This window comes from Vibrio sp. V23_P3S9T160, from assembly GCF_963886625.1.
GTDB classification, from domain to species: Bacteria; Pseudomonadota; Gammaproteobacteria; order Enterobacterales; family Vibrionaceae; genus Vibrio; species Vibrio anguillarum.
In genome coordinates this window covers 1-4,853 of the sequence record NZ_CAWPDB010000054.1, presented here as the reverse complement: position 1 = coordinate 4,853, position 4,853 = coordinate 1, and the positions used below count along the sequence as shown (strand labels likewise).

Sequence of the window (4,853 nt, the reverse complement as noted above, 5' to 3'; positions counted from 1 at the left end):
TTCCCAAAAATGGTAATGCAATGTTCATTAGTAAAGAAGAGTTTGACTTAGTAAAAAATAAAGAAGTTCCATTCTTCATTGAAACGCCTGAAAAGAAACAAGAATTTAAAGTAATTTAATATGAATTTTTTAACATGCACAGAGCTTGTTGAAAATGAATGCGTGAATGCGCAACTAATAAGCTCAACTGAATTACAAAGCGGTGGAAGTATTGTACATATTATGCCTTCATTAGTTTTGATGATAGTTGCAGCTTTTATAATTAAAAAAATAAGACAATCAATATAATTACAAGAGGAAATTGTCGTGAGTAAACTAACTAAAAATAAAATCGTAACAGTATCAGCAGCAACAGCAGCAGCTCTAGCATCAGCTAGTTCTTTTGCAGCGGTTGACCCAACAGTGCAAGCAGGGCTTGATAATCTGGTGGCTACAGGCACAGAGTTATCAGCGGCAGGCTTAACTGCAATCATTGCGTTAGGCGTTGTATCTGTAGGTATTGCAGTTGTAATCGGTATCTTGCGCTGGGTTAAACGTTCAGCAACAAATTAACATTTAGTTAATTCGAATAAGCCCCGAAGATCGGGGCTTTTTTGTAGAAAGGTTTCAAAATGATTCTTGTTGATAGTAATTTAATTTTAGAGTTGATGTTTTGCGTATGTTTTATAATAAGTGTAACTATAGCATTTTCTTAATGCTATCAATATTCTTCCTATCCCTTTATTCCTCAAATGCAAGTGCGAGCACAGGAAATCTCTGTGGTGATATTGCGGGTATGTACACATCAAACCAAAAGGAAAGCAGAGCGACAAACAAAAATGGATTAAGCTTTGCAAAACACTTAAATAAAAGCGATGTATATTGTGAGGTTAAATGCCATGACAAAGATAGTGATATAGCAAGTCTATGCTTAGAGCTTGATATATATGGAAGTCCATACATAAACAATTACTGGCGATACACTGGAAATGATTATGTTTTTAATAATCAACTTAAAAGCATAGTTTTTGAAGATAAAAAAAGAAATGAAACTTACAGACTGTATGCGAAAACTAATAATGAGCTATGTGAAAAGATAGTTCAAAAAGCAAAGGCGGGAATTGTTTCAGCGAACGCTTCAAATGTATATCCAAGCATTTATTCTCCAAAGGGTAGTTATCTAATAGATAAATCTTTACAAGGAGAAGAATTAACAACAGGTCTTGGGTGTGGTTTTGAATACGTAGGAACGCACGATAATGAAGGTAAAAAGATATTAAGAGGAACATCGTTCTTTGACTATATGACTGTAGATGCAGAACCAAAAGAAATAGCTGAGCAATCATGTAAAGTAGGGCAAGAGTTCAATGAAGATAAGCAGCTATGTGAGTTTCCAGAGCCTGTACCGTCAGAATCTTGCAAAGCAGGGGTTGTAATATCTGAAATACTAAATGAAAAAAGCAAAGTAAATTTAATTAACTATAACGGATGCGAAGCGAAGCAAGAGGGAGATTTAAAGGTTTTAAATTCTATTGATGGTGATAAATGTTTATACATGGAATTTAAGCTAACAGGAAACAAGGGCTTTGATTACATGTATAAGATAAAAGATAGCGACAGATGCGAAACTCACGAAAGAGTAACATGCGAAAACGATGCAGTACTAAACGAAGAATACAATGTGTGCGTAAGACCTGAGCTTGAAGATGGTGAAAAAAGCGAAAACCCAGAAGACCCTGATAATTACGAGAATACAAATCCTGATGATCTTGCGGGTGGAAGTCTAGGAGAAGGTGAATACGTTCAGTGTGATGAATATCCAAAACTCGACGGTATGCAGAAAGAGACTATCTGTAATGTATATGGAGAAAATGGTGAGTACAAAAGACCAGCTTTAGTAATTGAGTATCCAGAAGGGGTATACAATCCAAACATATGCGCTAACGGCTTTACAGGGAGTAATTGTGATAAAGACCCTAACGCGGGTGGAAGCATTGATGTGGGCAACTCAAACGTATTAAGCGGCGTTAACGATATTGAGAATCTATTAAGAGGAAATGGGGAGTATGTAATAGATTATGACAATATCGGGGAAGACCCATTCTCAGAAGGTGAAGAAGGTGAAGGCGAAAGCATTATAGATATTGGTGAATCGCTGACAAATCATGACAAGGTATTAAGTGAAAGCGGAACATGTCCAGCACCAAAAGAAATCATTCTATTTGAAAACGTTGTATTCGCAGGTAAGCACATAGAAAAGAAATTTGAATTTAGCTATGAGTTGTTTTGTGATTTTTCATCAAAATATAAAGATATATATATCGCGCTATTTATCATGATGTTGTCAATTGATTTTATTAGAAGAGTGAGACGATAAGATGCCAATTCTACAGTTAATATATACGCTGATTGCGAAGTTTTTCGGAGAAGGTCTGTATAAGATACTTATCAAAGCAGGTACAGCTTTAAGCGTCGGAGCACTAACATATTCAGTTAGTGATGATATTACAGCGAAAGTTTCTTCATTAATATCAAGTGAGTTTGGCGCTCTGGATTCTGACCTTTATTCACTTTTTGCAATAGCAGGGGGCGCTGAAATAATTAACATTCTTATTGCATATATGACAATGCTTGTGACGCTAACAATTACAGAAAAAGTGGTTAAGTAATGATTTATCTAGTAACGGGGACGCCTGGAGCTTCAAAAACTCTTAATGCTATTAAAGAAGTTTGTGAAAATAATGCATTTTCAAGAAGACCCATTTATTACAACAACATTAAGTGCTTAGTGTTAGATTTGAATTTTTTGAATTCGTTCGAAGGGTTCTTTTATTCTAAGTACTTGAGAAGTTGTAGCGATGAAGAAAAGAACGCAATCAAAGATATTGTAAAAGAAGCACACAGGAATAACAGATTAGTAAGCATGAATGATGTTCCGTTTTTGGGTTCTGAATTCAGAGAGTACAATCATATTGATGAGTTTTTGTACTGGTGTAAAAGGCTGTATAAAAAAGAGAGAGTTAGTGAGCTAGAAAGGTTCATAGACGTATGCAGAAGACATAACTACAAAATCAGAGCAAAGCACATCAGAAGATTCAATCTCGACTGGAGAAGGTTAGAAAATCCTCAAGAGTGGTTCAAGCTTGAAGCGGGTAGCGTAATAGTCATTGACGAAGTGCAGAATTTCTTTGGAAAGAGAAGCGCCTCATCAAAAGCACCAGTTTACATTGAAGAATTTAACACACACAGGCATAAAGGTTTTGATTTAATATTAATAACTCAAGACTCATCATTAATTGATTATCAGTTAAAAGCATGTGTTAATAAACATATACATTATAAAAACCTGAACGGCGGCGATAAAGTTTCAAGATTAGAGCACAACAGTCATTTTAATGTACATTCATCTACAGAAAGAAGAGCGTGTGACTTTAAGCAAGTAATAAAAAGAGATTCGAAATTTTACGGAAGTTACTACAGTGCAGAGCTTCATACGCATAAATATAAAATGCCACAGATGATTAAAAAATTATTCTATGTGGTTCCCGTTTTGCTCATTGCTATCTACTTTTCAATAAATACATTTTTGGATTTATATAACTTTGATTTGGCTAAAAACATTGAAACAAAAAATGACAGTGTTATATTAGAGGAAACTAATACAATGATAGAAGATAATAAAAATGAAAAAGGCAATTGCATCATTACTAGCAGCAATAATCGTTACTGCATCTAGCTCATCTTTCGCATTTGATGCGCCCAACGAAGTTATATCATTAAATGATTTCGTTAATTTAGTAAGTAATGATTTATCATTAAACATCATAATCGATAAAGAAATCGAAGAAGAGAATGTAAAAATTTTCGGTTCGAATACAAATAAAACAACACAAGAAATCTTTGCAGCAGTTATTCAAGCAAACAAACTAAAACTAGAAGCAACAAATAATATTGTAATTATAAGAAGAAATGATGAAGTGAATTTCGATTATGACACAATAACATACAAAGTAAAAAGCGATGCAAAAGTCGTAGCTGAGAACTTAGAAAAGGAATTTGATTGGGTTGAAAAACAGTATGGATATAATTGCAAGTTCACAAGTGAACAAACAAATAATGTAAACGCTGTGTGTCCCGCTGATGTGATTCCGCTAGTAAACAGAAGAGTAATGCCACTTCTAGGTATCGAAAAACAAATATTAGTAAAAGCTTATATATCAGAGACGACTGACGGAAACTTTACGAATATCGGAATGAAGTACGGATTAAAGACAGATAACGCAGGGATTACATATAAGCTTGACAAGGGCATATTAGACGCTGCAATGCAAAGCCTAGAAGCTTCATTAGTTGTAGATAAGTTCTCAGCATTCATACAGCTTTCTGAGTCAGAGAACAAAATCAAAACGGTAGGAAGACCTACGATTCTAATCAGTGACAAGCAAAATGGAAGCATCAATGCGGTTAGTCAAGTTCCCATCGCAACATCTACAGAGCGCGATGATGATAATGATAAAGAGAAAACAAACATAGAATACAAAAGCGTCGGTGTGATGCTTGATGTTTATGCAGAGATTGTGTCGGAAGATAAAGTGAAGCTTACAATTTCGGGCGAAATGTCGTCAGTTGAAGAGTACAGCGGAAGCATAAATCCGACAATAAAAACAAGCAGAATCAACACAACAACTATTATAAAACAAGATGAAATGATTAATCTAGGTGGAGTTATAACAACTCAAGAAATTGAAGAAAGAAGTGGAATACCAATACTAAAAGAAATTCCGCTATTAAAGTATTTATTTAGCGTTGAAGATAATAGAGAGCAAAAAAAAGAGCTTAGCATAATGATTACAGCTAAGATTAAAAATGATTGA

General features: G+C 34.5%; 5 protein-coding genes. All 5 read left to right on the top strand.

Features of this window, described 5'->3' with window-relative positions:
* The first annotated feature begins 306 nt into the window (after positions 1–306).
* The 5 genes from AACU59_RS03165 (at position 307) to AACU59_RS03145 (ending at position 4,853) form a co-directional block, all read left to right on the top strand.
* A complete protein-coding gene (locus tag AACU59_RS03165; RefSeq protein WP_161437527.1) occupies positions 307–552 on the top strand; it encodes a hypothetical protein in 246 nt (81 codons plus the stop codon).
* 142 nt (positions 553–694) lie between these two features.
* Complete coding sequence (locus tag AACU59_RS03160) at positions 695–2,356, top strand: hypothetical protein (RefSeq protein WP_161437526.1); 1,662 nt, start codon at positions 695–697, stop codon at positions 2,354–2,356.
* 1 nt (position 2,357) lies between these two features.
* Positions 2,358–2,648 (top strand): DUF2523 family protein, encoded by a 291-nt coding sequence (locus AACU59_RS03155; RefSeq protein ID WP_069361738.1) that lies wholly within the window; start codon positions 2,358–2,360, stop codon positions 2,646–2,648.
* Positions 2,648–3,715, top strand: a complete 1,068-nt coding sequence (locus tag AACU59_RS03150; protein WP_161437525.1) for a zonular occludens toxin domain-containing protein — start codon at positions 2,648–2,650, stop codon at positions 3,713–3,715. Before AACU59_RS03155 ends, AACU59_RS03150 begins: the two co-directional genes overlap by 1 nt.
* Positions 3,663–4,853, top strand: a complete 1,191-nt coding sequence (locus tag AACU59_RS03145) for a type II secretion system protein GspD (protein WP_161437524.1) — start codon at positions 3,663–3,665, stop codon at positions 4,851–4,853. Before AACU59_RS03150 ends, AACU59_RS03145 begins: the two co-directional genes overlap by 53 nt.

Coding starts and splice junctions, on each gene's coding strand:
- AACU59_RS03160 (WP_161437526.1), top strand. CDS start 695: ATGCTATCAATATTCTTCCTATCCCTTTATTCCTCAAATGCAAGTGCG.
- AACU59_RS03155 (WP_069361738.1), top strand. CDS start 2,358: ATGCCAATTCTACAGTTAATATATACGCTGATTGCGAAGTTTTTCGGA.
- AACU59_RS03150 (WP_161437525.1), top strand. CDS start 2,648: ATGATTTATCTAGTAACGGGGACGCCTGGAGCTTCAAAAACTCTTAAT.
- AACU59_RS03145 (WP_161437524.1), top strand. CDS start 3,663: ATGAAAAAGGCAATTGCATCATTACTAGCAGCAATAATCGTTACTGCA.